Genomic DNA, 25,654 nt, shown 5'->3' with positions numbered 1-25,654 from the left:
AATTAGCCCAAAAATAATAAAGGAAAAATGATGAAAAAAGATATCCATCCAGAATACGTAGATTGCACTGTAACTTGTGCTTGCGGAAACACTTTTAAAACAAAGTCAAACAAAAGCGAAATCAGAATTGACATTTGCGACAAGTGCCACCCATTTTTCACAGGCAGCGAAAAGATAGTTGACAGTGCTGGCCGTGTTGAGAAATTTAAGAAAAAATACGCTCAAAAATAAGCCTTGCTCTACTTTATTCCTACTCCAATAGGAAATTTAGAAGATATCTCGCTTCGTGTGATTAGAATTTTGCGTGAATGCGAGATAGCTATTTGCGAAGATACAAGAGTTTGCAAAAGTCTTGTAAATCTGCTAAATGAACGCTTTGACGCAAGTATAAATATATCAAAATTTATTCCACTTCACACCCATAACGAAGATGACTTTTTCACAAATTTAAGTGATGATTTTTTTAGTAAAAATGTAGCCTACATGAGCGATGCTGGCATGCCAGGTATCAGCGATCCAGGCGTTAGCCTAGTAAGATATGCTCAAAAAAATAACATTGAATATGAAATTTTAAGCGGAGCAAATGCCGCACTTTTAAGTGTGGTCGCAAGTGGACTTTGCGATAAGGAATTTGTCTTTTTAGGCTTTTTGCCAAATACTGGTAGAAATAGGTCTTTGGCTATCCAAAATGCTCTAAATTTAGCTTATCCAGCCGTTATTTACGAAAGCCCAAAACGCATACTAGGCTTAGTACAAAGCATCGCAAATCTAGAACCTGAGAGAGAAATTTTTGCCATAAAAGAGGCTACGAAAAAATTTGAAACTAAATTTAAGGAAAAAGCTAAAAATTTAGTAAAAACTTTAGAAAAGGCTAATTTAAACGGTGAGTGGGCGGTTGTCATCTCAAAAAGTGACAAAACAGCCACTCAAAATATCACAAAAGATGAGATACTTTCGCTTGATCTTGCCCCAAAAGTAAAAGCAAAATTGCTTAACAAAATAACCGGAGAAGATGTAAAAAAGATATATGATGAGCTTATAAAAGCTTAAATTATAGGCTATAAAACTACTAAGTGATACTAAAACGAAAGTGTAAAATTTACTCTAGTTACATACAAAAATAAGTTAAATTTTAATTGACTTTAGCTACCATAAGTTACCATGATAATATACGGAAAACAACTATTTTTACATATTTTGAATAAGCGACCACAGATACTAGAAGAGATATATCTCTCAAAAGAGTGTGACAAAAAACTCTTTTCTAAAATTTGTGGCACAGGCAAAAAAATCATCCGCGTGGATAATCAAAAAGCACAGTCTTTAGCTCGCGGTGGGAATCATCAAGGTTTTTTAGCGAATGTTAGTGAGTTTGAATTTTCAGACATTGCTGAGCTTAAAAAGCTAAATTTTATCGCTATTCTTTATGGTATAAGCGATGTTGGCAATATCGGTGCTATCGCTAGAAGTGCCTATGCTCTAGGCTGCGAAGGTCTTGTGATAGTGGCAAAAAGTATAAATATGCAAGGTGTTTTAAGATCAAGTAGTGGCGCTGCTTATGAGATACCAATAGCGATTTTTGAAGACGGGCTTAGTTTGCTAAATGAACTAAAACAATTTGGTTTTAAAATTTATGCAACAGCAAGTAATGGCAAAAACGTAAAAGAGATGAAGTTTGCCGGTAAAAGAGCTTTGGTGATGGGCTCAGAGGGCGAAGGCATACCGCAAAAGGCTCTAGCGAAGTGTGATGAGTGTATTGGTATAAAGTTAAAAGAGGGCTGGGACTCCTTAAATGTAAGTGCAGCTTTTGCAATAATTTGTGACAGGATGATAGATGAATGAATTAGAGAATTTAAAAGAGATAGGCATAAAGGAAATTTCACGTAAAACGCATATTGAGCCTACATTTTTACAATATATTTTTGATAAAAATTTTGAAAAATTATCACGTTTAAATATTAGAGGCTATGCCAAAATTTTACAACGTGAATATGATGTTGATTTGAGCGAGTTACTAGCTGAATATGATGCCTTTATGCAAGAAAACACCCCAGATGAGAGTCACAAAACTAAAGTTACTCCAAAAATTTCTTCTTACACTCCAAAAGATATTACCATACAAAAACAAAGCGGTAGCGGCGGTGCTGGATTTTTATTTTGGCTTATCATTTTAGCTATTATCGCTGGTGGGGCATATTATTTTGATGCTTACAAATATATTGAGAATTTTTTATCGTTTTTAAATGATGAGAATAAAAGCGTGAGCTATTCGCAGTCAAGTATAGTAAATGAGGTGAAGAAAAATATCATCGATACAAATATCACCATCTCTCAAAATAGCCCTAAAATAGAAGCAAACATATCAAGCGTAAAAATTTCAGCTCCAGTTGAGCAAAATGTGACAACAAGTCCTGCAAGCATGGAGCAAAATGCTGTGAAGCCAAGCATGGCAGCTCAGCCAGCTCCTAAGATAGAGCAAAACATTACAAAGCCACTAAATGAGGCGGTCATTACACCAAAACAACGTGTCTGGATAGGGATAATTAATCTTGAAAATGGTCAAAAAATATCAAACGACACAAGTAAAAGCATAAATATAAATTTAGACCAAAGACAGCTTGTGGTTTGTGGAAATGGTAACATTGAGCTAAAGATCGGCGATAAGGTGACAAAATATAATCCAAGCCGTCCAGCTAGATTTTTAGTAGAAAATGGAGAGATGAAATTTGTGAGCTATGATGAGTTTGTAGAACTTAACAAGGGTAAATCTTGGTAAGAAAAATAGCGATTTTCACCGCTTTTAGTGTATTTGCCTATGCTTTTAGCTTACAAACTAGTGCAAGTGCTTTAAGCAATGTTGAAAATGTGCAAATTTCTTTAGAAAATTTAGACCAAAATGGCTCACTCAATGTCAATGAGCTAGTATCAAGATTAAAACAAAACTCAAGTTACGATAGCATTTCATTTGGTTCAAATAGTTTGAATTTAAAATTCATAAGTGAGCAAAAAGTTCCTTCTACATTATTTGTAAAATCAATAAATTCAACTCTAGATGATGCCAACATAAGTATTTCAAGGATAAATTCCCTAAAAAATGGAGATCAAATTTCTTATGGGATTTCGACCATAAAAAATGGAGGAATAGATCCAAGTTTATTAAGCTTAGCACTTAGTCAAAGCGGTTTTAAAATTTTAGGATTTGATAGAGTTGATGGGAATTTGGAGATATTTTTAGATGCTCAGAATATGATTCTTAAGGCTACAAAGGTAAATTTTGACGAAGAGACGCCACTTTTAAAAAGCGGTGGTACTTATTTTGTTGATGTTGAGGGTGCAAGTAGTCTGGATATCGCGTCAAAAGAGTCAAATAGATGGATGCCACTTGTTAGAATTTATGATAAAAATTTAAATCAGATTGACTCTATAAAAGAGGAGCAAGCAAAAACCGCCGTTTCTATAAATTTAGCAATAGGCGCAAAATACGCATTAATTAGCGATAATGTTGATATAAATAATATAAAAAATGAGATAATTATCAAGCTTATAAAATAGGAGTAAGCAGTGTTTGATGAGATAAGATTTAATACAATTGAGCGTTTGCCAAACTACGTTTTTGCCGAAGTAAATGCAATAAAAATGGCTGCACGAAGAGCTGGCGAGGACGTCATAGACTTTTCTATGGGTAATCCTGAGGGCAGAACGCCACAGCACATTGTCGATAAACTATGTGAAAGCGCGCAAAAGGACAAGACTCACGGTTACTCAGCCAGTGCTGGAATTTACAAGCTCCGCCTTGCCATTTGCAACTGGTATAAGAGAAAATACGGCGTAAATTTAGACCCAGATACCGAAGCAGTCGCCACGATGGGTAGTAAAGAGGGTTTTGTTCACCTAGCTCAAGCCGTGATAAACCCAGGCGATGTGGCTATCGTGCCTGATCCTGCTTATCCGATACACACGCAAGCGTTTTTATTTGCTGGCGGAAGTGTCGCAAAGATGCCACTTCACTATAATGATAAATTTGAGTTAGATGAGAATAAATTTTTTGAAAATTTGATCCAAACCATACACGCAAGCTCACCAAAACCAAAATACGTAGTTGTAAATTTCCCTCACAATCCAACGACCGTGACAGTGCAAAAGAGCTTTTACGAGCGCCTTGTAAGCATCGCAAAACAAGAGAGATTTTACGTCATCTCTGACATCGCCTACGCTGATCTTACATTTGATGGTTACAAAACGCCAAGTATCTTTGAGGCCGATGGCGCAAAAGACGTTGCTGTCGAGTGCTATACACTTTCAAAAAGCTACAATATGGCTGGCTGGAGAGTTGGCTTTATGTGTGGAAATAAAAGACTTTGCGCAGCACTTAAAAAGATAAAATCATGGGTTGATTACGGTATGTTTACGCCGATCCAGGTGGCTGCCACAGTTGCACTTGATGGCGATCAAAGCTGCGTTGAAGAGATACGCCAAATTTATGAAAAAAGAAGAGATGTGATGATAGAGGCCTTTGCTCAGGCTGGTTGGGAGCTTAAAAAACCAAGCTCAAGTATGTTTATCTGGGCGAAACTTCCGCCAAAGGTTAGCCATCTGGGCAGCCTTGAGTTTTCAAAGCAGCTTCTTACAAAGGCGTCAGTTGCAGTTAGCCCTGGTATTGGTTTTGGCGAGGGTGGAAACGACTATGTACGTCTAGCTCTTATCGAAAACGAAAATAGAATAAGACAAGCAGCAAGAAATATAAAAAAATATTTGAAAGAATTTGAATGAATGTAGCGATATTGGGCGTTGGAACCGTTGGCGAGTCAGTTGCTAAAATTTTGCTAAAAAACAAAAAGCTAATCGCAGCAAGAAGTGGCGAGGAGATAGTGCCAGTCATCGGAGTGGTCAGAAATTTAAATAAAAAAAGAGACGTTGGCATCCCTTTGACTGACGATATAAATAGCGTTATAAACCGCGATGATATCGACGTTTTTGTCGAGCTTATGGGCGGAGTTGAAGAGCCTTTTAGGGTTGTGAGTGAAATTTTAAAGCGAAAAAAAGCAGTCGTGACTGCAAACAAAGCACTTCTGGCCTATCACAGATATGCTTTGCAAAATTTAGCTAAAAATATACCATTTGGCTTTGAAGCAAGTGTGGCTGGTGGCGTGCCGATCATTAGAGCCTTAAGGGAAGGCTTAAGCGCAAACCATATCGTTAGTATAAATGGCATACTAAACGGAACTAGTAACTTTATCCTAACCTCGATGATGGACGAGGGCTCAAATTTTAAAGACGCACTTAAAAAGGCGCAAGAGCTCGGATACGCTGAGGCTGATCCTACTTTTGACGTGGGAGGCTTTGATGCGGCTCATAAGCTACTTATCTTAGCAAGCATCGCATACGGCGTGCACGGCGACCCAGAGGATATCTTGATAGAAGGAATACAAGGTATTACACCTGAGGATATATTTTTCGCAAAAGATTTCGAATACTCAATAAAACTTCTAGCTATCGCCAAAAAAAGTGAGGGTAAAATCGAACTACGTGTACATCCAGCACTTGTGCCGCAAAATAAAATGATAGCAAAGGCAAGCGGTGTGACAAATGCGATCAGCGTCGTTGGCGAGGTCGTTGGCGAGACGATGTACTATGGGCCTGGAGCTGGTGGCGATGCAACGGCAAGCGCGGTGATCAGCGATCTTATCGACATCGCAAGAGATAGTAAGTCGCCGATGCTTGGATATAAAGCGCCGTTTGAATTAAATACGCTTGAGCTACTTGACCGCGATAGGATAAAGACAAAGTATTACTTTAGATTAAAAGTCGAAGATAAAATGGGTGTGCTAGCAAAGATCACAAATTTAATGAGCGAAAATAACTTATCGATCGATAGCATACTTCAAAAACCAAAAGATGAGAGCGAATTTGCGGTATTGTTTTTTACGACACATACGAGTCTTGAGGCTGATGTAAGAAGGACAATTGAAATTTTAAAAGAGCAAGAGTATATAAAAGAAGAGCCATTTATGATGAGGATCGAGGAGTAGCTTGGGGCTAAAAGAGTATCTCTTTGGCAAAAGCTCAGAAGATAGGGCGTGTGAATTTTTACAAAAACTTGGTTTTGTCATTTTAGAGAGAAATTTTCACTCTAAATTTGGCGAGATCGACATTATTGCACTAAGTAGTGATAAAATTTTGCACTTCATAGAGGTAAAATCAACTAGCGGAGAATATGAGGCAGAGTATAGACTAAATAAGACAAAATATATAAAAATTTTAAAAACTATAAATTTTTATATGATGAAAAATGAGCCAAATAGAGATTTCCAAGTCGATTTACTCGTCATAAAAAATGAAAAATTAGAACTGATAGAAAATATTAGTTTATAATAAAATTTATTATTTAGATAAAATTTAAATTTAATTTGTATAATTGCCACATTTTAAAAATAAGGAGAAAAAATGGGAAAATACATCGAACTTACAAAAGAAAATTTTGATGTTACAAAAGAAGGCGTTGCTTTAGTAGACTTTTGGGCTCCATGGTGCGGACCTTGCCGTATGCTAGCTCCAGTGATCGAAGAACTTGCTGAAGACTTTGACGGTAAAGCAAAAATTTGCAAGGTAAATACTGACGAAGTGCAAGATCTTGCGGTTGAGTTTGGCATCAGATCGATCCCAACATTGCTATTTTTCAAAAATGGCGAGCTAGTTGAGCAAATGGTCGGTGCACAGTCAAAACAAGCCCTAACTGACAAACTAAATTCGCTTCTTTAATGAGCGAAAAAAGAAGAGGAAGTCTGCTTCCTCTTACCTATATATTTGGTTCATTTTTTGGTGCAGCTATGATAGCAGCTGCATTTGCGTATAGTAACTATCGTTTTTCACAATATAAATTTGTTGATTTTGCGAAGCTAGTTTTTTACGAAAAAAGCGAAATTTTCACTCCAAAAGAGCCAAAATACACGCTTTTAATCTTCAGTTCAAATCAATCAAAATTAGACGAAATTTTACCAACCAAAAATGAAGCAGTTGTGGCGATCGATATCTTTCAAAGAAGATATGAGTCAAACTCAACACTAAAATACATAAGCTCGGATATAAATACAGTCCTAGAGCTGATGCGAAATTTGAGCATCACAAAGCTACCGAGCAGTGTTGAGATAGTTCATCAAAGGGGCGAAATTTATAAACAAAATTCGCCCATAAATGTTTTAGAATAAAGGAAATTTATGCTTGATTTAGCGATCATCGGAGGCGGTCCAGCAGGACTAAGCGCCGGACTTTACGCCACTAGAGGCGGACTAAAAAATGTTGTAATGTTTGAAAAAGGCGAGCCTGGCGGTCAGATCACCTCTAGCTCAGAGATAGAAAACTACCCAGGCCAAAAAGCCCCTGGCGAGAGCGGCTTTGACTTCATGAGTACTTGGTGGAAGCAGTGCAGCGCATTTGGGCTAGTTCATAAGTGGGCAAATGTCGTTGGTGTTAGAAAAAATAGCGACGGCAGTTTTGAGATTTTGCTTGAAGGCGGCAAAAGCGAGCAGGCAAAAGCGGTCATAGTTGCTACTGGCTCAACCCCAAGACGTGCTGGATTTAAAGGCGAGGATGAGTTTTTTGGCAAGGGCGTTAGCACATGCGCAACTTGCGATGGCTTCTTTTACAAAAACAAAGAGGTAGCCGTCCTTGGCGGTGGCGATACGGCTGTTGAAGAGGCACTTTACCTAGCAAATATCTGCTCAAAAGTTTATCTTGTGCATAGACGCGACGAGTTTAGAGCAGCGCCAACAACCGTTGAAAAAGCTAGAAAAAATGAAAAGATCGAGTTTGTAACAAGTGCAACTATAAAAGAGGCACTTGGCGATAATACGGGTCTAACAAAGATCGTGCTTGATACTAAAAATGGCGAGCGCGTGCTTGATGTGCCGGGCATTTTCACCTTTGTCGGACTAAATGTAAATAACGAAATTTTAAAAGATGAAAACGGCAAATTTATCTGCGAAATGACTGATGGCGGACAGGTCAAAACAAACCTCAAGATGCAAACTAGCCTAAAAGGTCTTTTTGTAGCAGGCGACATCAGAGAGGACGCTCCAAAGCAAGTAGTTGTCGCAGCAGGTGACGGCGCAGTGGCAGCACTAAGCGCTATGAGCTACATAGAAAGCTTGCATTAATACTAAAATTTAGCCAAATTTTTTGGCTAAATTTCTCTTTCAAAATAAACCTTTTTTGGCAAAATTTATATTTAAAAATGTTTGATTTTTAGGCTTATCAGAATTTTTCAAAAATTACATTAATAAAATAACTTTAAGAAATAATGTAGCTGCATTTTTGGCACAAAATGATAAATACGTGGCATATAACTATTAATAGCCATTTTTTGATCGCAGTAATTGTCACGACGCTAATTTTTAATTAAATTCTAACCACAAGTAGCTCTTTTCAAAAGCCGTTTCGTAATCTCCCTATAATAAATTTTATGTTAAATTTCAACCAAAATTCAAAGGATAAATTTTGGTAAAAATAGGACTTTACGGTGCTAGCGGAAAGATGGCTCAAAGTATTATCTCTTGCTTAAGAGATGAGAAAAATGCACTTTTAAGTGTCGCTTTTAGCCAAAAAAATCAAGTTGAAAATTTAAATAGCGAACTTCTGACAAACGACTTTGCTAAATTTTTTGAAGCGTGTGATGTAATAATCGACTTTAGTCAAAAAGAGGCTACGGTAGCACTGCTGAACTACGCTAGAACTAATCCAAAACCACTAGTTATCGGTACGACCGGCCTAGATGATGACGAGAAAAATTTGCTCCACCTAGCATCAGGGGCTATGCCTATTCTTTACGCAACAAATATGAGTTTGGGTGTAGCTGTACTAAACCGTCTTGCAAGGATTGCTTCAAAAACATTAAGAGAATTTGACATAGAGATCGTCGAACAGCATCACAGGCATAAAAAAGACGCTCCAAGTGGCACAGCGATGACACTTGCAGGAAGTGTAGCTGAGGCAAGAGATTTAAATTTAAAAGATGTTTTAGTGACTGGTAGAGCCGGTATGGTAGGGGCTAGGAGCAAAGACGAGATCGCAGTCATGGCACTTCGCGGTGGCGATGTAGTCGGTCGCCACACGGTTGGCTTTTATAATGACGGCGAATTTATCGAGCTAAATCACACCGCAACGAGTAGGGCAACCTTTTCAAAGGGTGCGATCAGGGCTGCCATTTGGCTAAAAGATCAAAATAGTGGCCTTTACTCGATAGACGATAGTTTAGGGCTTGATGATTAAATTTGAGCTTGATGATATAGAGAGCTATAGGCTAGAATTTGGTAATAAATTCTACCTGCCAGAGCGCCAAAAGCGCCAAAATTTAAGAACTGGCGATATAGTAAAGCTTATATTTAGATTTGAAGATGATGAGTTTGCTCAGGTTGAGCGCATGTGGGTGGTCGTTAGCGAGACAAATAACGGCGAATTTACCGGTATTTTAGACAATGAGCCATTTACAAAAGGCTGTTTAAATGCTGGCGATGAGATCAAGTTTAACTACAAAAATGTTCTTGAAATTTACAAAGATGATGAAAACTAAAGGAAAAAAATGTGTGCAATAGTTGGTATTATAAATTCTAAAGATGCAGCAAAAACTGCCTATTATGCGTTATTTTCTATGCAGCATCGTGGGCAAGAGGCAAGTGGTATTAGCGTTTGTGATGACGGAGAAATTTCTACTCACAAGGGTAATGGCCTAGTTACAGAGGTTTTTAATGAAGAAATTTTAAAATCACTAAAAGGCGATATGGCGATCGGTCACAACCGCTATGCAACGGCTGGTAAAAACTCAGGTCGTGACGCCCAGCCAATAGCCGCTAACTACTCTTTGGGACAAATTTCAATCGTCCATAATGGAAATTTGGTAAATAAAGATGAGGTTAGAGATGAGCTTATTAAGGATGGTGCGATATTTCAGACAAATATGGATACTGAAAATATCATACATCTAATCGCAAGAAACCATAGCAAACACTTGCAGGACCGTATTATCGCGGCACTTGATAAGATAAAAGGCGCTTATTGTCTGCTTATCCAATCACGCCATAAAACCTTTGCCATAAGAGATCGCTGGGGTGTTAGGCCACTAAGTCTTGGCAAGCTAAAAGATGGTGGATATATCGTAGCTAGCGAGACTTGCGCTTTTGATCTTGTGGGGGCTAGCTTTATAAGAGATATTAGACCTGGTGAGATGATAGTTTTTGAACATGGAAAAAGTGAGTTTCAAAGCATTCAAATTTATGATCCAGATCCTAGAATTTGTGCATTTGAATATATCTATTTCGCACGTCCAGATAGCGTGATAGAAGGTAAAAGCGTATATGAAGTTAGAAAAAAAATGGGTGAAGTACTAGCTAAGAAGAGCAAAATTAAAGCAGATTTTGTCGTACCTGTACCAGATAGCGGAGTACCAGCAGCGCTTGGATATGCAAATGAGAGCAAGATCCCTTTTGAGCTAGCTATCACCAGAAACCACTATGTTGGTAGAACCTTCATCGAGCCAAGCCAAGAGATGAGAAATTTAAAGGTTAAGCTAAAACTTAACCCGATGTCATCGGTTCTAAAAGGTAAAAGCATCGTTGTTATCGATGATAGTATAGTTCGCGGTACTACTTCAAAAAAGGTGGTTGATCTTTTAAGACATGCGGGTGCTAAAGAGATTCATTTTAGAGTCGCTTGTCCTGAGCTTAAATACCCTGAGCGATATGGTATTGATACACCAAGTTTTGAAGAGTTAATAAGCTCTAAAAAAAGTGCAGAAGAAGTAAGAGAATATATCGGTGCAGATAGCTTAGAATTTTTAAGCATAGACGAACTTAAAGAAAGTATCGGCAATGAGCGAAAATATTCGCTTGTGAGCTTTGATGGTGACTATTTCATAAAGTGAAAAATTTAGCCATTTTTTTGCTTGTTGCGCTATTTTTTAGCGGTTGTTCACAAAAGAATCCAAGCAAAAAAGATGAAATTTCTATTTACGTAAGCTACTATGAGATAAATGGCGCAAAACAGCAGCTGCAAATAAAAACCGTTCAAAATTTTATAGAACAAAATGCTAGTGTGCCATTTTTTGGTGTGGTAAATTTTATAAATCAAAACAAAACATCTAAAGCTTACTCTCTTGCAAAAGGTTTTATAAATGTGCTTGAGGCGGACAACGTTTCTATAAATTTAAATGAAGTAAGCGATGTTTTGGCTCTTAAAAAAGCTAACGAGATCAGATTTTACGAGATTAGGGTAGATGTGCTTGAAAGTGTCAAATTTAGCGCCAAAAACGGTGTTTGTAGTGAATTTTTGGTACAAAAACCTATCTTTGTGAAGGCAGCTACTAACTATTATTTAAGAGATGACAGCTTTTTTGCAAGCTTTATTGAAGCAAATTTCTTTTATAAAAAAGGCGCAAAGATATTAAAAAAAGAGTTTGACTACAACATCACTGATCCAAAAATGCTTGACGAGGCCAAGGATTTTACGCAAAAGCCAAATGATCTTTTTTTAAAGGATATGCAAAAGCTAGGTAGATTGCTTGATATACTTTGCACATTTTAGGATTTGGCAGTAAAAATTTCTAATTGTATTGATACATCCAATCATATTTAGAGACATTAGTAGCAATTTAACTTAGTGATATTCATACCATTTTTAAAGTAAGGCGGATATGGCATATATACGGTAAATGGTGTGCTTTTTTGCTTTGGTAAATTTTTGGCTACATCAAATTTATATTCAACTGTATTTGGCCTCTCTTCCTTATCTGTGCCAAGAACCCATGAGAAAAATGAAAGTCCACTTGGCTTAAAAAATGCTTCGCCGCCAAGGTCATTTTTATTTAGCGGTTGGTTGATTAGTTTGACTGTCAGCGTGCAGTTGCTAATTGTAAATTTACCGATGTTTCTCACTTGCCCCTTAAAAACAATACTCTCATTTCGTAAAATTCGCTCACTTTTTACATTTTCGAGCATGCCTTTTTTTGTATATTTGTCAAGCACTAGCATTAAAAAAACAGCAAGTGTGGTTGAGACTAGAATGTTTGTAAAAAATAGTGATAAAAATAACTTTCGCTCAGCTCTAAGTGAAAGAACAAGAAACAAAATAGAAAGCAGAGCGATCGCAAAAAGAACGATAATATGAACGATCGTAAAATATGCTGAGCTCATCAAAAACACTCCACTTTTTTAGAGATATTGTAGTCTATAAATGCGAAATCATTGACAAATTCTTTAACTTCAATGCTTTGCTTTGGCAAAAATTCCTCGTTTAAGATGATTCTTTTTCTAGCAAATGGATTAAGCGAGTTAAAAAAATCTTTCGTATTTTGCCTTGAGCTTAGATAGAAGTTAAGCTCGATTTTACAGACACTAAGTGCATTATTTGAATTATTTGTAATATTAAAATTGACCATTAACGCATCGACATATTGAAGCTGCTTGGTGGTTATTTTGCTTATGCTAACTGGTCTTAAATTTTCATTTATATATTTGTTCGCGTAGTAATTACCTACAAAAAGTCCAAAAAAACCAGCCAAAATAAATAAAAATCCTATCTGCCACCACGACTTTATCGCGATAAAAATTCCTAAAAGCACAATTAGTATAAATGCTAAAAATATCCAGCCATAGGTTAGAAAATCAATGAGCTTTGCATTTTGCAATACAAAAAGCAAGTTGTGCTTAATGCTATTTAACATCTCGCGATCTTTTCTCTTCAATGCCGCTCATACCAAAACGCCTTGCAAGTTCGTTTTTTACAGCATCTGGATGGATATTATGGGCTGAAAGTGCTACAAGTGCATGAAAGCAAAGGTCGGCTGCTTCATAGATCAGATCATCTTTTGCTTTTTGCTCATTTTGCTTTGAGTTTTCTGCGAAACTAAGATCCTTTGCGGCCATTATAAATTCGCCAGCCTCTTCGCCAACTTTCTTTAAAATTTGATTTTCGCCTTTTTTAAAAAGACTTGCCACATATGAAGTTTCAGGGTTAGCATTTAGCTTCCTATCTTCTATCACATGGTAAAGCTCATCAAGCATACCATAATTTATTTTTTTGACTTCAACTTTTGTATCTAAAATTTTGCCGTCATGCAAATTTATTTCATTAAAAAAGCACGACCTTGCTCCAGTGTGACAAGCTATGCCGCCGTTTTGAATCACCTTTAAAAGCAAAGTATCGTTGTCGCAGTCTAAAAAAGCAGCCTTTATCTCCTGAGTATTGCCACTTTCTTCGCCTTTTTTCCAAATTCTATTTTTGGTGCGTGAAAAGTAGTGAGCGTAACGGCTAGATAGACTTAAATTTAATGCTTCTTCGTTCATGTAAGCAAGCATTAAAACTTCGTTTGTGGCATGATCGCAAACCACTACTGGAAGCAATCCACCAACCTTTTGCCAGTCTATACTTTTTGTTACGCTATTCATTTTTACCTCTCGCTTACTGAGCTAGCTCTTGCTTTATCTTTTGCATCTAACCAGATATTTGGCACAGCTCCACCAGGTGTTAAGAAAATTTTAGCATCTTTGTTTTCTTTTAGAGCCTCGTTAAATTTGTTTTGCGTCTCGATCTGCTTTAAATTTAGTAGATTTTGATCGACACTTTTTGCAACCTCTTTATTTGCATAAGCGGTTGCGTCAGCCTCGATTTTAATGGCATCAGCCTTACCTTTTGCTTCAATGATCGCAGCTTTAGCGGTACCTTCTGCAAGTGCAGCTTGTTTTAAGGCTTCTTGATTTGCTCTTTCTACTTCGTATTTTGTTCTCTCAGCCTCTTGTTTTGCGATTTGGACGCGCTCAATTTGCTCTTTTACCTTTGAAGGCAAGATGATCTCACGAAGCTGCACTGTTAAAAGCTCAACTGGCTTATTTGGCTGAGAGTCGATATCTTTTCTTATGCCATCATCGATTTGTCTTGCTAGATCGTTTCTTTTTGTTGGAAGCTCTTCTGCTGTGTATTTACCAGCGATACTGCGAACCACGTCACGAACGACAGGATCAACTATCTTGCTCTCCCAGCTAAGACCCCAAGAGGCAATAGTTTGAGGGGCATTTTCTGGATTTAAACGGTATTGCACAGTAATATCAATGCTAACTGGTAAATTTCTAGCATCAAGTACTGAAATAGAATTTTTACGTAAAATTCCAGCGCCAACGCCTTGATATGATTTTTGCATTGATTCGCCCATATCCTCGCCAGAAGTATAGTTTATGATCCTAACTCTGGTGTCCACGATGATGATATCTTGGATAAAAGGTAAAAAGAAGTGAAAGCCTGGTTGCAAAGGATTTGGTTCATATTTACCTGCTGTAGACTTAATGCCAACTTCGCCTGAGTGAATCACTTTAAATGGCTGAGTGATAGCAAAAATAGCAATAATCGCAATTACAATGTAGGCAAGTGCTCCAAATTTACCAAAACCACTTGGTAAATTTGGCATTTTAAAGTCCTTTTTGAAAGGCGGCTCTTTGTCGCTATTTTGACCTGAGCCTCTGTTGTCATTACCTGGCTTTTTTTTATTGAAATAATCGTTTAAATCAGCGGGCATTTCGTTCCTTTAAATTTTTAAATATATGTTAAAAATGATTCATATTTTTTATTTAGTCCATAAACTACGTCAAAATAAGCTTTTTGTAGTCTCTTTGTCACTTCGCCTCTAGCGCCGTTACCAATGATGCGGTTATCTATGCTATTTATCGGTGTTACTTCAGCTGCTGTGCCTGTGAAAAACGCCTCGTCAGCTGTGTAAGCCTGATCTCTTGTGATGCGCTCTCTTCTTACTTCTATGTCAAGATCGTGAGCAAGTCTTATGACTGTATCTTGAGTGATGCTAAGTAGGCTGTTGTCGTTTGGAGGAGTGATTAAAACGCCATTTTCAACGATAAAGAAGCACTCGCCTGGACCCTCAGCCACAAAGCCTTCGCTATCAAGAAGTAGCGCCTCGTCGTATCCAGCCTCTTTTGCCTCGTAGTTTGCCATTTGTGAGCTTAGGTAGTTTGAGCTAGCTTTTGCTCTATTCATTTGAGCAGCAGGTGCGAGTTTGGCAAAGCTTGAAATTTTAACTCTGATGCCTTTTTCTAGGCCTTCATCGCCAAGATAAGCACCCCATTCCCATGAAGCGATAGCAGTTTGCACCGGTGCTTTTGTGTGAGCTACACCCATTACGCCGTATCCTAAAAATATAAGTGGGCGGATATAAACATTGCCATTATATTTATTTGCACGAAGAAGCTCTATTTGCGCTTTTTCAAGCTCTTCCTCGGTATAAGGTACATTTAAAACAGTCATTTTTGCTGATCTTAAAAGCCTTTTTGTGTGATCTTGAAGTCTAAAAATAGCTAGACCTTTTTTTGTTTTATAAGCTCTTGTGCCTTCAAATACGGCATTAGCGTAGTGCAAAGAGTGAGTTAGAACGTGTACTTTTGCATCGTCCCATTTAACTAGTTTTCCATCCATCCAGATAAATTCTGAAGCATTCATTGTTAAACCTTTCTTTTTTCTTAGAAATTTTGGTCTGAGTTTATCTAAAATTGCTTTAAATTTACATTTCTAAGACCAAAATTTGCAGATATTACCCGCCAAAACTACTTATCTAAAAGCTCTTGTATGATCTTTGCCATCTCATCGATTGATGAAGCTGCGCTTAAGTTTATTAAGTATTTGCCGCTTACTACAAAAGCTGGCACACCGCTGATACTTGCCACATCATAAGAGGCGAACCATGCGTCTAAAAGCTCTTTTGCTCTTTCGCTATTTAGTGCTTTTTCGTAGTCGTCCTTGCTCACGTGAGCTGCTTTAAGGGCTAAATTTATAAATTTCTCTTTGTCTTTGCCATCACTAAAATCATCTTTTTCATCATGTCTTGCTTTATAGATCGCAAATTTTGCTTGCTTAAATTTTGACTCATCGCTTAGTAGATCAGTGCCATTTGCCTCATCTATCGATATAAGAGCGGCGAAAATTTTACTTGTTGTCTCGCCAAGCTTGCCTTTGGTGCTTAGGTGATATGGGATAAATTTAACCCCGTCAAGCTTTGACATCAGCTTTCTTGTGATCGTTCGGTCAAATTTATAGCAGTGAGGGCAGTCATAGCTAAAGACCTTGACGACTGAGTTTTTAGGCACATTAAGCGGTTTTGCTAGAGTTTGATACTCCACGCCTTCAGTCAGTGCTGATAAATTTAGCACGAAAAACGCACTTAAAATTAGCATTTTTATAAGCTTCATCTTTGCTCCTTATTTTGCTAGATCAGCTAGCACTTTTGCGGCGTGGTCTTTGGCTTTTACGCTTTTGTAAATTTTAGCGATCTTGCCGTCTTTGCCGATCACAAAGGTGCTTCTAACGATGCCAAGATACTCTTTACCGTAGTTTTTCTTGACCTGCCAAACGCCATAAAGCTTTGAAATTTCTTTATCCTCATCACTTAATAGAATGTGCTTTAAATTTTGCTTTGCTATAAAGCCAACGTGTGATTTCACGCTATCTGGGTTAACGCCGATGATGACGGTATCATTTTTGATGAACTGATCGTAGTTTGCGCTAAATTCGCAAGCCTCAGTTGTGCAGCCCGGAGTGTTGTCCTTTGGGTAGAAGTAAAGCACCACATTTTTGCCTATAAAGTCCTTTAGTGCGACCTTTATACCGTCTTGATTTAGTGCTTCAAACTCTGGCGCCTTGTCACCAACTTCAAGTGTTATTTTTCGTTCAATATCTGCTTTACTAAATTCGCTCATTTTATCCCCTTTCTCTTATCTTCTACGCTTTCGCCACCTACGCCGATGTTGCTAGCATCGTGAGTTTCTATGAAAATCATCACCGCCTCTTTTTTCTTGCCAAGTACTCTTACAAGCGTCTCAGTCACCTCTTTAAAGACTTGATCTTTTTGTTCTTTTGTCGGCTCTGGACCTGCTATTTTGATATTAACATAAGGCATTTTTACTCCTTTTTTAAGATGTGAAATATTAACTAAATTGAGTGAAATTTCAGATTAAAGCCTTTATTTAAGAATTTGGCATTAAAATACAAAAACTTGTTACATAGGAGCGAAAAATGGACTACAACAAACATAACAAAGGCTTTGTTTGCTTTATGTACGGCTTTGGACGAAGCAGGGCAGTTTATGCTGTTTTGATGGTTTTAGTCATATTTTTGCTTGGTTTTTTGACATTTGGTTCAAGCGCTCAAGCTGACGTTTCAAATTTACAAATAGCCCTTGGCATCATACTTTTCGGCCTTTTGCTGATCCTTGTAAATCCTAAAATTTTCATCATCAAGCTAATTGGCTATTTAATTTCACTTGCTGGCGTTATGATCGCTCTTCACAATGCAAACTTACTAGGCGAAGGCTTTAGCTTATATTTTTACGCAAGCCTAGTTTTTGGCGCATTTATGATGCTTATGCTTCTTAGCTGGTTTGTTTACAACGCAAGAAGTAGCGAGATAAATGAAATTTAGTTCGCTACTCCCATAAGCACGCTTGTGTAGGTGTTTTGCTTAGGTTCTGAGCTTGTTGCATCATTTATATTTATGCGGCCAGTCTCAAGCCCAGCCTTTATGAGTGCTTCTTTTACTGTATTTGCACGCTCATTTGCTAGCTCAACTAGTTTTTCCTTATCCACTTCGATAGCTTTTATTGCCTCTTCTCTTAAGGCTTTATCGCTTTTGTCTTTAGCGTTTGGAACGAGAGAATTTAGCACGGTAATATAATCTTTGCCACTTGAGGCGATTATTTGATTTATCTTTTGATCAAGCTTTTTTTCTTTAAAGTAGAGCACATCTATCTCGGAGTAAGTAGGTGTGATGCTAAGTTTCATCATAGGCTTTGCAGTAGTTAATTTTATAAAATCAGCTATTTTTGGTGCTTCTGAGCTTATTAGCTCGCTACTTCCAGCAAGAAAATCAATAGAACTAAGATCCTTGCTGCCAAGCCCTAGAGCATTACCTAAAAATCTAAACGGAGCTAACGTAATGTCTGCAAAGAGTTTTTTAACAGCAGCCCAAATGACGCCACCATATTTAAAGTCAGGATCGTCTAAATTTCCTTCAACTGGCAGGTCAATATTTATTTGATTATTTTGATCGCTTAATATCGATATAGCAAGCGAAAGTGGCAAATTTACAGCATCTTTTGAATCGACCTTTTCTCCAAGTGTGAGTGTGTCAAAATTTATAAGATTTGAACCATTTAGTTTTGAATCAACAACGCTATAATTTAGATTTAAATTTAACTTACCTTTTTTTATTTTATAGCCCAAAAATTGTCCGCTATATGGTGTTATGTCGATTAGATCGATGTCTTTAAAATCTAGCTTAATGTCGGTATTTTGCTTTAATTCAAAAGGAAATAATTTTGCTGTAATCTGAGAAAAGCCATTTCTGCCAACTGTGCCTTTGAACTCACCCGAACTTGGACGTTTTTTATCGATGTCAGTTAGCTTGCCATTTAGATTTGAAATTTTTGTAGCAAATGGCATAAATAAAGATGCGTCTGAGAAATCAACCTCGCCGTTGTTAAGTGAGAAATTTTTAACACTGAAATTTAGTTCATCGTCTTTTTTGCTGGCTGCTTTTTTACTCTCAGTTTTTTGCTCGCTTTGGGCTTTGCTTTTATCTTCTTTTACGATTTTACTTAGGTTAAATTCTCGCTCTTTGCTTAGATGAGCTTTGATAAAAGGCGAGTTTAAGCTTACGCCAGATAGTTCTAGGTCGTTTTTGAAAAATGAAATTTTATCTATATTCAAGCTTTTAAATGCAAAAAGCTTTTCGTGGTCTTTGTCGTTTAAGGCGATATTTTTTATACTGATTTTTGCGTTTGCTTTAGCATCTTTTGCGTAGTGTAGCTCGGCATCAGCACTCATTTCTCCACTAGCAAGATTTGCTTCTAAAAACGGCTTTGCGTAGGCAAAATACTTTGGCAAATTTGTATCATTTAGTTTGATTTTTGCATTTACGTCAAGTGGCTTGATCTTGATCTTTGAGTCTACATTGAGGTTTAGCTTTTGTGAGCTTTTCATATCCACTTTTGTATCAAATGGCCTACTAAAATCACTACTTAAATTCGCAACTTTTATAAATAGATTATCAAATTTATGAGCGATCTTCTCGCCTTCAAAAAGGTGTATTAAAGCGATATCGGCGTTATTTACATTGATATTTTTTATATCAAATTTAAACTCGCTATCTTTGATTTTTGAAGCAGCTTTGCTCTGCATTTTTTTCTCATCTTTTGATACTTTTTTGGCTGTTTTTGTTGGTTTTTCTTCGCCAAGTCCTAGCTCGTTTATGGCGCTTAGCCCATTATCACTTAGCTCAGAAGTAAATTTAGGTTTATTTACATCAATGCTAGCGATATTTAGAGCTGTTTTTAAGATATCAAAGCCTATGCTCTTTGCAATGACTTCTGTCACATTTAAAATTTCCTTGTTTTTAGCTTTTAAATTTATGCCATTTGCATTAAGCTCATTAACACTAGCCTCACTTTTGTTGCTATCTTGTGTAAAACTTGTGCCTAAAATTTGTATGTTTGTTACGTTTGTGGTCGCATCCTTGCTAAGTGGTGCATTTATGCCACTAAGCGCAGTTTTTTCAAGGCTAAGCTCGATCTTTTCATTTAGCAAATTTGCCTTTAAATTTGAAGCATTGAGGTCTTTTAATGTAGCTAAATTTTTACTGACCTCATCTACCTTTAGGCTGCTTGCGCTTATATTTTTTAGCTCCGCTTTGGCGTCCAGTTCGCTCTTTGCGTTTAAATTTGCAAGAAGTGAGATATCTTTTAAATTTAGCTCTTTTAAGCTCGCTGATACCGCACTTTTAAAGGCAATATCGTTTAAATTTATGGCGCTTAAATTTATGGTAGCATCTGTTTTGTCGGCTATTTTGCTATCTAGGTCAAATTTTGGCAGATCAAGTTCCCCAAGGCTTATCTCATTTTCAGCCTCGTTTAAATTTAGTGATTTTACATTTAAAAAGCTGTCTTTTAAATTTATATTTGTAGCGTTCTCGTCGGCAATTAAAGCGTAATTTATTCCTAAATTTATGACCGCATTTTTAAGATTTAGTGTGTCGTTATCGATAAAGCTAATCGCCACTGGATCGATACTAAAATCCTTTATGCTGATATTGCCCTCGATTTTTAGTGGATTTAGCTTGATTTCGCCATTTAGATCGATCTTGTGAGCTAGGCTTGAGTTTGAGTCAAAAATATGGCTGCCTGCACTATTTTTCTTAGTATTTAGCGAGCTTAGCTCGTAGTTTATATCGTCAAAATTTACGTTAAATGGATTTGTGAGGTTTTGATCGCTATATGAAAATGAGCCTTTGATGATTTTTGCGTTATTTAGGGCAAAATTTATAGAGCTAGTACTGTTATCTTCGGTAGTTGCGTTATCGTCGCTTATAAAATTACTAAAGTTAAATTTTGAATTTTTATCTCGTAAAATTTTGACATTTGGCTCTTGAAGCCTAAAAATATCAACTTCAACTAATTTTTTAAAGATAGAAAATGGCTTTAGCTTGACATCGACTTGCTTTGTGCTAAAAAGTGGCGAAGTGCTGTTTAGCTCAGCATTTGTAGCGTTTAGCTCAAAAGTAAATGGATTAAATTTAGCCTCTTTCACAAAAAGTGTTGCGTTGTAGTCTTTTAGATACTTTGGAGCAATATTTTTGATAGCATAAGGAACACCAAAAAAGCCAAGAAGCGTGTAAATAAGTAAAAGTGAAACTAAACTTATGCCTGAAATTAGAGCTATTTTTTTATTTTTATTCATTTAAATTTTTACCTTGAAGTGATCTAAAATAAACTTTGATTTTACTTTAAATAAGGTTAAATTCTAGTTAGAAATTTCCAAATTTTTAGACGCGTAAATTTACATTTTAGTTAATAATACTTTTATAAAATTCGTATTACCATTTCACAAATACTTTTTAAACAAAGGATGCAGTGATGAAGAGAATTTTATTCGTATTTTTCTTGTTATTTGGCGTTTGCCTTTACGCAAACGAGAGCAAAGTCGTGGTCGCTATCGAGGAGCAAACACCTCGTATAAATCCACTTTACGACGAGGATCACGATCCTACGCTTTCGTTGGTTTTCTCTGGCCTTACAAGCCACGATGAAAATAGCCATGTCGTGCCAGAGCTTGCGAAGTCTTGGCAAGTAAGCAACGATGGGTTGGAGTATATTTTTGAGCTAAGAGATGATGCCTTTTGGCATGACGGGGTAAAATTTAGCTCAAAAGATGTGAAATTTACCATTGAAGCGGCTCAAGATAAGAAGCTAAACGCGCCTGCTATCTCAAATTATGAAGTCGTAAAAAGCGTTGAAATTTTAGGCGATTACAAAGTAAAGATTACGCTTAATGAGCCGTTTCCGCCATTTCTTGATGCACTTAGTTTTGGTGTTTTGCCTGAGCACATTTTAAAGGGCAAAGATATCTCAACCGATAAATTTAATGAGGCTCCAGTAGGAACTGGCGCATACAAGCTTGTAAAGTGGAAAAAAGATGAGAGCTTGGAATTTGTGGCAAATGAGAAATTTTACAAGGGCGAGCCAAAGATAAAAAGGGTATTTTTTAAAATTGTTGGTGATGAAAATTTAAGGCTCGTTGGGCTTAAAAGTGGCGAGATAGATGTCGCACTCATCTCTCCAACTGGCGTAAATTTCATAAAAGATGATAAAAAGCTTAGCCTGCTTAAGTTTAAAAGTGCGGACTATAGAGCGCTGATGTTTAACTTTGAAGATCCTCTTTTTCAAGATAAAAATGTAAGGATAGCCCTAAACTACGCGGTAAATAAAGATGAGATAGTTAAAAATTTATTTCACGGATATGCAAGTGTGGCGAATAATCCAATAGAAAAAAGCTTTGCAAACGACGGCGAGTTTAAATTTAGCTACGATCTGCAAAAGGCTAGGGAGCTGCTTGAAAAGAGTGGCTTTAAGAAAAACAAGGCTGGCTTTTTCGAGAAAGACGGCAAGGAGCTTGGCTTTGATATCTATGCCTTTAATAACGACATCTTAAGGGTCAATCTAGCCAAAATTTTAAGCAGTGAGCTAAATAAATTTGGCGTGAGAGCCAAGGCCTACGCAAAGCCAAGAACAGCCTTTAGCATAAGCGAGGTTGATAGCTTTATTATTGGCTGGGGAAGCCCGTTTGACCCAGATTTTCACACGTATAGGATCTTTGGTGGATTTGCCGATGTGAGCATAAATGAAAATGGCTGGAATTTTAACCACTACAAAGACGCAAATGTCGATCTTGCCCTAAAAAATGCAAGATATACAAAGGATGTGGAGCTTAGAAAAAAATACTACAAAGAATTTCTAAAAGCGCTTTTTGAAAATCCACCTTATATTTTCATAGCCTATCTTGACTATCCGCTCGTCTTTAACAATAAAATTTCAGGCATCAAGACTCAAATTTTAGGTCACCATGGGGCTGGATTTTTATGGAACATAAGAGAGTGGCAAGTAAAATAGTGGATAAAAACTTTGTTTAGAGCCATTTTAAAAACAGCGATCTCAAGCCTTGGATTACTGTTTTTCATCTCATTTTTTCTATTTTTGCTCATATATTTTTTGCCAGGCAATGTCACTGACGCGATATTTTTGCGAAGTGAAGCGCTAAGCGTTGCTATAAAAGAGCAAATTTTAGAAAATTTGGGGCTAAAAGATGGCTTTTTTGTGCAGTATTTTAGATGGCTGACTCACTTTGTGACAGGGGATTTTGGCACTAGCTTTGTAAGTGGGGCAAGCGTTTTTTTGCTCATTAAAGAGAGGCTTTTAAACTCGCTTATTTTATTTTTTGCTTCGTTTTTTCTGATAGTTTTTTTATCATTTTTCTTAGGATTTTTAAGCGCCATTTATAAGAATAAATTTGCCGATATCTTTATAAATTTTAGCTCATTTTTACTGGCTTCACTGCCGCATTTTTACGTAGCTCTCGTGCTTATAGCGATCTTTAGTGTATATCTAAACGTGCTTCCAAGCTCTGGGGCAAACGAACTAGGATCTAGCGGCGTCGGAGCTAAATTTATCATCTTGCCAACGCTTGCCATCATTTTGCCACACCTTGGCGCAAACGTGAAATTTGTAAGAGACAGGCTAAATCAAAGCCTAAACGCTGATTTTATCCAGACAGCTCACGCTAGAGGTTTGGGGCGCGGCAAAATTTATCTCTTTGCCATAAAGCACGCAAGCACCGATATAGTCTATTATTTTGCAACCCTTGTGGCCGGCGTTTTTGCTGGATCATACGTCATCGAGAGCATTTTTTCATTTCCAGGCATAGGCAAGCTTAGCCTTGATGCGGTGATCGCCAAAGACTATCCAGTCGCACTTGCGACCATTTTGCTAACGGCTGTTTTTGTTGTTTTTGCAAATTTACTGGCTAAAATTTTCGCCATCTTGGCAGATAAAAGAAATTTATGAGAAAAGTCATATTTTTCTTAGCCTGTTTTGTCTTTTTAGCGCTTGTAACATTTGCTTTTGTGACGCCATTTTTTTCTAAATTTGAGCCAAATTTTACTGACTTTATGGCGGTAAATTTAGCCCCAAGTAGCGAGCACATCTTTGGCACTGATATCCTAGGCAGGGACAATCTCATAAGAGTTGCCTACGCGCTTAAAAACTCGCTTCTTATCTTACTGCTAGCTGGCTTTTTAACGACGCTTTTCTCACTCATATATGCATATTTTGGCACGAGCAAGAGCAGGGTTTGCGAGAGCCTTTTTGATAAGGGACTTGATGCCTTTTTAAGTATCCCAAACATCGTTTTTATCATGCTTTTTAGCTCATTTAGTAGCGGAGATCTGCTTATAACCTCTTTTATCATCGCCATTTGCTCCTTTATGCAAGGCGCAAAAGTTTTTATGCAAAATTTTAGACTTAATAAAAAGTGCGACTACGCCGAGCAAGCCGTGATAAATGGAGCTGGTAAATTTAGCCTGATCTGCTTTGAAATTTTGCCAAATTTAAAGCATCTAATAGTTAGTATCTTTGGCATAAACGCGATAAACGCAGTCGTCATGGAGGCCACACTTGGCTTTTTTGGCGTGGGCAGCGACGCGAACAAGATAAGCCTTGGCATCATGCTAAATGAGAGTAAAGAAGCACTTTTCCTTGGCTCTTGGTGGATGGTGCTTTTCCCTGGCGTGACGCTCTTTTTGCTCATTCTCGCAACCTCGATTATCACATCAAATTCAAAAAATGGCAATATAAAAATATGATAGAGATTAAAAATTTAAACGTTTTTTATAAGGATAAGAAGCTTTTGCATGAGCTTGATTTTACTATGAGTGAGGGTAAATTTATAGGTATCACAGGTGCAAGTGGCAGTGGTAAATCACTCTTTGCAAAGAGCCTAATAAGGCTTTTTGATGATGATTTTAGAGTGAGGGCAGATAAATTTAGCATTTATAAAAAAGATATCTTAAAACTTAGCCAAAATGAGCTAAAAGAGCACCGAAGAAAGGTCGCCGCGCTCATCTTTCAAAACTCCGTTGCTAGCCTTCATCCGCTCTTAAACGTCGGCGATCACTTCAACGCCTATCTTGGCGGCGATAATAAATCAAATAAAGAGCTTGCATTTGCTTATTTTAGGGAGTTTGGGCTGGGTAATGCAAATCTCATCTGGCACAAATACTCATACGAACTAAGTGGTGGCGAGGCGAGCCGCGTGCAGATAGCTCTGGCACTTTGCCTGAAGCCAAAAATTTTAATCTGCGACGAGATAACAAGTGGGCTTGATAGCATTAGCGGAGGCCAAGTATCAGGCATCTTAGAGAGCCTAAAAGGCAAGATAAGTGTCATCTTTGTCTCGCATGATGAGGCGCTGACAAACTATCTTAGTGATGAGATTTGGCAGATGAGAGATGGGCGGCTAAATTTAAAGGGAAATGTGTGAAAATAAGGCTTGAAAACGTCTCAAAAAGTTTAAGCTTTAAGGAGCATTTTAATGCAAAAAGTGAAACCTTACAACTTTTAAATGGGATAAATTTTGAGCTTGATGATGGCGAAAATTTAGCCATTTTGGGCCAAAGCGGCAGTGGCAAAAGCACACTTGCAAAGCTCATATCATTCAGTGAGCCAAAAAGTGGGGGCAAAATTTATATAAACGATGAGGAGATCACGGACAAAAATGAGCTCAAAAAAGATATCAGATATATCTTACAAAACCAAAAACAAGCGCTAAACCCAGCGCTTAAGGTAAAAACAGCTATCGCTCACGTGAGATCATATCTCAAGCTTAGCTTTAGCAAAAATGAGCTTAAAGAGCTTCTGGCAAATTTAAATTTAAAAGATGAAATTTTAGAGAAATTTCCCTCTCAGCTAAGTGGTGGCGAGGCGACAAGGATTGGGATATTGCTAGCTCTTCTTTCAAAGCCAAAAATTTTAATCTGCGACGAGATAACAAGCGGGCTTGACAATGCGATAAAGCAAAAGATCATAAATTTGCTTTTAAGCTTAGATGAAAAGATCAGTATAATTTTCATAACGCATGATATTTTAAGTGCGATGAAGATAGCGCAAAAAGTACTTATAATCGAGTCAGGCAATCAAATGGCTTTTGGTAAATTTGATGACCTAGTAAGCCAAAATGTCCTTAAAAAATACATTGACGCGGCTAAATTTTATGACGGTAAACTTTGATAT

At 37.3% G+C, this 25,654-nt stretch carries 30 protein-coding genes; 21 read left to right on the top strand and 9 right to left on the bottom strand.

Translation table 11 applies throughout. The features are described from left to right. The first annotated feature begins 30 nt into the window (after positions 1 to 30). The 15 genes from rpmE (at position 31) to CYP64_RS09505 (ending at position 11,571) form a co-directional block, all read left to right on the top strand. Entirely contained in the window at positions 31 to 231 is a 201-nt protein-coding gene (rpmE, locus tag CYP64_RS09575) for a 50S ribosomal protein L31 (RefSeq protein ID WP_002942443.1), read from the top strand. Between the two features lie 3 nt (positions 232 to 234). Then, a complete protein-coding gene (gene rsmI / locus CYP64_RS09570; RefSeq protein WP_103649564.1) occupies positions 235 to 1,050 on the top strand; it encodes a 16S rRNA (cytidine(1402)-2'-O)-methyltransferase in 816 nt (271 codons plus the stop codon). A gap of 111 nt (positions 1,051 to 1,161) precedes the next feature. Then, entirely contained in the window at positions 1,162 to 1,842 is a 681-nt protein-coding gene (rlmB, locus tag CYP64_RS09565; RefSeq protein ID WP_054196059.1) for a 23S rRNA (guanosine(2251)-2'-O)-methyltransferase RlmB, read from the top strand. Then, positions 1,835 to 2,776, top strand: a complete 942-nt coding sequence (locus CYP64_RS09560) for a phosphatidylglycerophosphate synthase (RefSeq protein WP_103649563.1) — start codon at positions 1,835 to 1,837, stop codon at positions 2,774 to 2,776. The genes rlmB and CYP64_RS09560 overlap by 8 nt, the downstream gene beginning before the upstream one ends. Beyond that, positions 2,770 to 3,552, top strand: a complete 783-nt coding sequence (locus CYP64_RS09555; protein ID WP_103649562.1) for a hypothetical protein — start codon at positions 2,770 to 2,772, stop codon at positions 3,550 to 3,552. Before CYP64_RS09560 ends, CYP64_RS09555 begins: the two co-directional genes overlap by 7 nt. A 9-nt stretch (positions 3,553 to 3,561) precedes the next feature. Continuing rightward, positions 3,562 to 4,770 (top strand): LL-diaminopimelate aminotransferase, encoded by a 1,209-nt coding sequence (locus CYP64_RS09550; protein ID WP_103641548.1) that lies wholly within the window; start codon positions 3,562 to 3,564, stop codon positions 4,768 to 4,770. Continuing rightward, on the top strand, positions 4,767 to 6,029 hold the full coding sequence (locus tag CYP64_RS09545; RefSeq protein ID WP_103641547.1) for a homoserine dehydrogenase: 1,263 nt from the start codon (positions 4,767 to 4,769) through the stop codon (positions 6,027 to 6,029). The genes CYP64_RS09550 and CYP64_RS09545 overlap by 4 nt, the downstream gene beginning before the upstream one ends. A gap of 1 nt (position 6,030) precedes the next feature. Then, positions 6,031 to 6,372, top strand: coding sequence for a YraN family protein (locus CYP64_RS09540; protein WP_103649561.1), 342 nt, complete (start codon positions 6,031 to 6,033; stop codon positions 6,370 to 6,372). 72 nt (positions 6,373 to 6,444) lie between these two features. After that, positions 6,445 to 6,759, top strand: a complete 315-nt coding sequence (trxA, locus tag CYP64_RS09535) for a thioredoxin (protein ID WP_012001054.1) — start codon at positions 6,445 to 6,447, stop codon at positions 6,757 to 6,759. Then, the gene (locus CYP64_RS09530; RefSeq protein WP_103649560.1) at positions 6,759 to 7,205 is read left to right on the top strand and encodes a hypothetical protein; all 447 of its coding nucleotides are present in this window, start codon (positions 6,759 to 6,761) and stop codon (positions 7,203 to 7,205) included. The genes trxA and CYP64_RS09530 overlap by 1 nt, the downstream gene beginning before the upstream one ends. A 9-nt stretch (positions 7,206 to 7,214) precedes the next feature. Then, the gene (locus CYP64_RS09525) at positions 7,215 to 8,153 is read left to right on the top strand and encodes an NAD(P)/FAD-dependent oxidoreductase (RefSeq protein ID WP_103649559.1); all 939 of its coding nucleotides are present in this window, start codon (positions 7,215 to 7,217) and stop codon (positions 8,151 to 8,153) included. 340 nt (positions 8,154 to 8,493) lie between these two features. Continuing rightward, positions 8,494 to 9,264 carry a 4-hydroxy-tetrahydrodipicolinate reductase gene (gene dapB, locus CYP64_RS09520; protein WP_103649558.1) on the top strand — a complete coding sequence of 257 codons (771 nt, stop codon included), beginning with the start codon at positions 8,494 to 8,496 and terminating at the stop codon, positions 9,262 to 9,264. Beyond that, positions 9,257 to 9,565: a DUF2314 domain-containing protein gene (locus CYP64_RS09515; RefSeq protein WP_103649557.1), complete on the top strand. Its 309-nt coding sequence runs from the start codon at positions 9,257 to 9,259 to the stop codon at positions 9,563 to 9,565. The genes dapB and CYP64_RS09515 overlap by 8 nt, the downstream gene beginning before the upstream one ends. 9 nt (positions 9,566 to 9,574) lie before the next feature. Then, a complete protein-coding gene (purF, locus tag CYP64_RS09510) occupies positions 9,575 to 10,912 on the top strand; it encodes an amidophosphoribosyltransferase (RefSeq protein WP_103649556.1) in 1,338 nt (445 codons plus the stop codon). Further along, complete coding sequence (locus tag CYP64_RS09505; RefSeq protein WP_103649555.1) at positions 10,909 to 11,571, top strand: hypothetical protein; 663 nt, start codon at positions 10,909 to 10,911, stop codon at positions 11,569 to 11,571. Before purF ends, CYP64_RS09505 begins: the two co-directional genes overlap by 4 nt. A 56-nt stretch (positions 11,572 to 11,627) precedes the next feature. Here CYP64_RS09505 and CYP64_RS09500 read toward each other — a convergent pair whose 3' ends face one another. From CYP64_RS09500 to CYP64_RS09465, 8 genes are all read right to left on the bottom strand, one after another. Further along, the gene (locus CYP64_RS09500; RefSeq protein ID WP_103649554.1) at positions 11,628 to 12,179 is read right to left on the bottom strand and encodes a DUF2393 family protein; all 552 of its coding nucleotides are present in this window, start codon (positions 12,177 to 12,179) and stop codon (positions 11,628 to 11,630) included. Beyond that, positions 12,179 to 12,709: a DUF2393 family protein gene (locus CYP64_RS09495; protein ID WP_103649553.1), complete on the bottom strand. Its 531-nt coding sequence runs from the start codon at positions 12,707 to 12,709 to the stop codon at positions 12,179 to 12,181. Before CYP64_RS09495 ends, CYP64_RS09500 begins: the two co-directional genes overlap by 1 nt. Then, on the bottom strand, positions 12,699 to 13,433 hold the full coding sequence (gene hisIE / locus CYP64_RS09490) for a bifunctional phosphoribosyl-AMP cyclohydrolase/phosphoribosyl-ATP diphosphatase HisIE (protein WP_103649552.1): 735 nt from the start codon (positions 13,431 to 13,433) through the stop codon (positions 12,699 to 12,701). Before hisIE ends, CYP64_RS09495 begins: the two co-directional genes overlap by 11 nt. 2 nt (positions 13,434 to 13,435) lie before the next feature. Next, positions 13,436 to 14,554 (bottom strand): prohibitin family protein, encoded by a 1,119-nt coding sequence (locus CYP64_RS09485; protein WP_103618761.1) that lies wholly within the window; start codon positions 14,552 to 14,554, stop codon positions 13,436 to 13,438. A gap of 17 nt (positions 14,555 to 14,571) precedes the next feature. Continuing rightward, on the bottom strand, positions 14,572 to 15,486 hold the full coding sequence (locus tag CYP64_RS09480; RefSeq protein WP_054196075.1) for a branched-chain amino acid transaminase: 915 nt from the start codon (positions 15,484 to 15,486) through the stop codon (positions 14,572 to 14,574). Positions 15,487 to 15,590: 104 nt separating this feature from the next. Then, positions 15,591 to 16,232, bottom strand: a complete 642-nt coding sequence (locus tag CYP64_RS09475; protein WP_103649551.1) for a thiol:disulfide interchange protein DsbA/DsbL — start codon at positions 16,230 to 16,232, stop codon at positions 15,591 to 15,593. Positions 16,233 to 16,241: 9 nt separating this feature from the next. Next, positions 16,242 to 16,739, bottom strand: coding sequence for a thioredoxin-dependent thiol peroxidase (bcp, locus tag CYP64_RS09470; RefSeq protein ID WP_103640568.1), 498 nt, complete (start codon positions 16,737 to 16,739; stop codon positions 16,242 to 16,244). Continuing rightward, entirely contained in the window at positions 16,736 to 16,939 is a 204-nt protein-coding gene (locus tag CYP64_RS09465; RefSeq protein WP_021090801.1) for a tautomerase family protein, read from the bottom strand. The genes bcp and CYP64_RS09465 overlap by 4 nt, the downstream gene beginning before the upstream one ends. 116 nt (positions 16,940 to 17,055) lie before the next feature. On the opposite strand from CYP64_RS09465, the gene CYP64_RS09460 reads away from it, so the two are divergent. After that, positions 17,056 to 17,460 (top strand): hypothetical protein, encoded by a 405-nt coding sequence (locus CYP64_RS09460; RefSeq protein ID WP_103640567.1) that lies wholly within the window; start codon positions 17,056 to 17,058, stop codon positions 17,458 to 17,460. On the opposite strand, the gene CYP64_RS09455 is transcribed toward CYP64_RS09460, so the two are convergent. Continuing rightward, entirely contained in the window at positions 17,457 to 20,771 is a 3,315-nt protein-coding gene (locus tag CYP64_RS09455; RefSeq protein WP_103649550.1) for a DUF748 domain-containing protein, read from the bottom strand. The two genes, CYP64_RS09460 and CYP64_RS09455, sit on opposite strands and share 4 nt — an antisense overlap. Positions 20,772 to 20,947: 176 nt before the next feature. Between CYP64_RS09455 and CYP64_RS09450 the strand changes: the two genes are divergently transcribed. Genes CYP64_RS09450 through CYP64_RS09430 form a run of 5 tightly spaced genes read left to right on the top strand, consistent with a single transcriptional unit; the run spans position 20,948 to position 25,651 of the window. After that, a complete protein-coding gene (locus tag CYP64_RS09450) occupies positions 20,948 to 22,480 on the top strand; it encodes an ABC transporter substrate-binding protein (RefSeq protein ID WP_103649549.1) in 1,533 nt (510 codons plus the stop codon). A 12-nt stretch (positions 22,481 to 22,492) separates the two neighbouring features. After that, positions 22,493 to 23,431, top strand: coding sequence for an ABC transporter permease (locus CYP64_RS09445; RefSeq protein ID WP_103640564.1), 939 nt, complete (start codon positions 22,493 to 22,495; stop codon positions 23,429 to 23,431). Continuing rightward, positions 23,428 to 24,228 (top strand): ABC transporter permease, encoded by an 801-nt coding sequence (locus CYP64_RS09440; RefSeq protein ID WP_103640563.1) that lies wholly within the window; start codon positions 23,428 to 23,430, stop codon positions 24,226 to 24,228. Before CYP64_RS09445 ends, CYP64_RS09440 begins: the two co-directional genes overlap by 4 nt. Further along, positions 24,225 to 24,905, top strand: coding sequence for an ATP-binding cassette domain-containing protein (locus tag CYP64_RS09435; RefSeq protein ID WP_103649548.1), 681 nt, complete (start codon positions 24,225 to 24,227; stop codon positions 24,903 to 24,905). The genes CYP64_RS09440 and CYP64_RS09435 overlap by 4 nt, the downstream gene beginning before the upstream one ends. Continuing rightward, complete coding sequence (locus tag CYP64_RS09430) at positions 24,902 to 25,651, top strand: ATP-binding cassette domain-containing protein (RefSeq protein ID WP_103649547.1); 750 nt, start codon at positions 24,902 to 24,904, stop codon at positions 25,649 to 25,651. Before CYP64_RS09435 ends, CYP64_RS09430 begins: the two co-directional genes overlap by 4 nt. Positions 25,652 to 25,654: the final 3 nt, after the last annotated feature.

The organism is Campylobacter concisus (genome assembly GCF_002913945.1).
Taxonomy (GTDB): Bacteria; Campylobacterota; Campylobacteria; order Campylobacterales; family Campylobacteraceae; genus Campylobacter_A; species Campylobacter_A concisus_P.
This window is presented reverse-complemented; position numbering and strand designations above follow the sequence as displayed.